Raw genomic sequence first — 2,679 nt, forward strand, 5'->3', positions numbered from 1 at the left:
ATATCTGTCTACCCCTCTTGTTGACGTATCGATTTCGACAATTTGCCCTCGCAGGACTCGATCCAGTTACGTTTCCAATCTAGGATTGGACCACCCAGAGTAGGCCTTGATGGGGTGACTTGAATGCATCTTAGAAATATGACTATTGCAGCGCTATGTGCGGCGTTTCCATGCTTTGCCGGATACGTCGCGCCAGCCTGCGCAATGGATGTTCAGAACTCGCAGGAATTTTCATGGCCGACGAAATCGTGGCCGGTTTCGACCCCCGAAGAGCAGGGCATGGATTCAGCCAGCCTTGCCAGACTGATAGAGACCGTTGGATCCTACAAACAAGACAGCCTCATGATCATCCGGCATGGGCAGATCGTGGCTGAGGCCTACTACGCCCCCTATATGCCCGGCATCCCCCACGATCTGAGGTCGGTCACAAAAAGCGTTGTCAGCACGCTGACCGCGATCGAGATCGCGCGTGGTCTGCTGGATAGCGTCGATCATCCAGTTCTGGACCTGTTTCCAGAAAAGACGATCGCAAACGTCGACGACAACAAGCGTGCGATGACCGTGCAGAATCTGCTCGATATGACATCGGGGATAGACTGGAAGGAACAGAATTATACGCCGGACGAGAGCATCACGCGGATGTATCGCAGTCCGGACCGCACCGAATTCGTGCTGAACCAGCCGATGTCGAACACCCCCGGCAGCCAGTTTTATTACAACAGCGGAAATCCCTATCTGCTGTCCGCGCTGATCACCAGGAAGACCGGGCAAAGCGCGTTCGAGTTCGCAAAGAAGGAGCTGTTCGAACCGCTCGGCATCACAAGCGCGCGATGGGGACAGGTCGACGCCCAGGGGGTGAGCGATGGCGAGGCCGGGCTATTCCTCTCCCCTCACGACATGGCAAAAATTGGCTATCTCTACCTTCACGAGGGCACCTGGGACGGAAGGCAGATCATCCCATCATCATGGGTCGAGCGGTCCAAGCAGGGCAAGGTCCCGGCGACGTTCGGATTTCACTATGCAAATCTGTGGTGGTCGCTGCCTCGAAAGGGGGCCCTCATGGCGTTGGGCCGCCACTCGCAGGCCATCCTCGTGCTGCCAAAGCTCGACATCGTCGCCGTCACGACGGGGATCTTGCGCGACGACGAACTTTATTCAATGCGTCGGCTGGTCGACGACATCTCGGATGCAGTCAAATCCGACGCGCCCTTGCCCGCCGATCCGATCGCCAAGTCGCTGCTCGCCGCTGCGATACACCAAGCCGCGACGGAACGGCCCGGCCCGCTCGGAGGCAGTCCGGAACTGGCAAAGCAGATTTCCGGCAAGACCTTCAAGCTCGAGGACAACGAACTCCATGTGAAGACGTTTTCGCTGAATTTTCTTGATTCCGATCCCTCGTGGATGATCACGACCAGTTCCGGAAAGCCGGAGCGACCGGTCGAGCAATTTTCCGGGCTGATGGGGCTGGACGGCACTTTTCGCAACAGCCCGCCGGCTCCCTACGGCGTCAACGCCAGCAAGGGACGCTGGCTCAACGAGCACACGTTTTTTCTCGAACGCCGGATTTTAGGGCACAGTGAAACCCAGACCTGGACGCTGGCCTTCGACGCCGAGAAAGTGACGGTGAACTTTGAAAACACCGACGGCTTCAAAACGCAGCTGCACGGCGAGATGACCGAATGACGAAACGTGAGGTCATCGCCGCGGGATAGATGCCTGCTTCGGGTCAGACATTACGGTGACAGTGAATTTAATTTGAGCGAGTTATACTCGCACGGGCGAGTGATATGTGGGATCACCGCAGATGAAAGTCCCCGGATGTCGCCGCCGGTCATCCGAGCTACGCTTGCTGCTGTGAGGGGTTTCGGACGCCGGCGGCTGGCGTGACGGCGCGGCATATTCGGCGACCGGCGTCCGAAACCTTCACGAAAAGCTCAGCGCTACTAATCCGGTCTGCTGTGCCCCTACCAAGCGGACCCCGAAATCGTGCCGATCCTGGCCTTTCCAAAAGGCGTATGCGCCTATACCGAGGGCGGCTCGACGGACGGATCAACCAAATCACGCGCGTCACCGTCAGGTAGTTCTGCTGCCGCGTCGCAGACATCATCTGCCTTCGCGACACGATCCCGTATTCCCCGGCTGGCGAGCAGCATCTCGATCATGAACGTTGCAAGAGCGCCAACCGTGAACAGCAGCGCGAGTCCGAAGGATACGAATAAAACGCCAACTCCAGTTTCTTCGCGCAAGGTTCCAACGAACAAAAACAGGGCCGCGAGACAGGTCGAGGCCCCGCCCAAGGTTCCTAACAACACGGCGGCGTCCAGAACGTGGGAGCGCCGCCGCAGATAAGTCAGTCTCTGCTGAAACCGCGCCCGCTCGGTCGGATCCGCATCTTCCAACTTTTCCGACAAGGCGTCGACACGGTCGGCGACGCGGCCGAGCCGTGTTGAAAAGACACTCAAGAGCGACGCGATCCCCGAAAGCAGAAACACAGGTGTCAATGCGATCTGGATTACGTGAGCGACGCTGTCCACGCTTTCAACTGTGCCAGGCATTGACATCCTTCGCTTTTCGGAGCGGGCGAGCTTCTATCGATCTTTGAGATTGCAGCAAATCTCCGACCGGCGGAAGCGAGTAGCCCGCATAAGCGTAGCGATATGCAGGATCACCGCAAATGAA

General features: G+C 57.9%; 2 protein-coding genes. One reads left to right on the plus strand and one right to left on the minus strand.

Translation table 11 applies throughout. From position 1 onward, the window contains the following. Positions 1 to 342: 342 nt before the first annotated feature. The gene (locus WCB02_RS38415) at positions 343 to 1,683 is read left to right on the plus strand and encodes a serine hydrolase domain-containing protein (protein WP_423967362.1); all 1,341 of its coding nucleotides are present in this window, start codon (positions 343 to 345) and stop codon (positions 1,681 to 1,683) included. A gap of 338 nt (positions 1,684 to 2,021) precedes the next feature. On the opposite strand, the gene WCB02_RS38420 is transcribed toward WCB02_RS38415, so the two are convergent. Beyond that, entirely contained in the window at positions 2,022 to 2,561 is a 540-nt protein-coding gene (locus tag WCB02_RS38420; protein ID WP_423967365.1) for a DUF2721 domain-containing protein, read from the minus strand. Between the last annotated feature and the right edge of the window lie 118 nt (positions 2,562 to 2,679).

Source organism: Bradyrhizobium sp. (assembly GCF_049581145.1).
GTDB lineage: Bacteria > Pseudomonadota > Alphaproteobacteria > Rhizobiales > Xanthobacteraceae > Bradyrhizobium.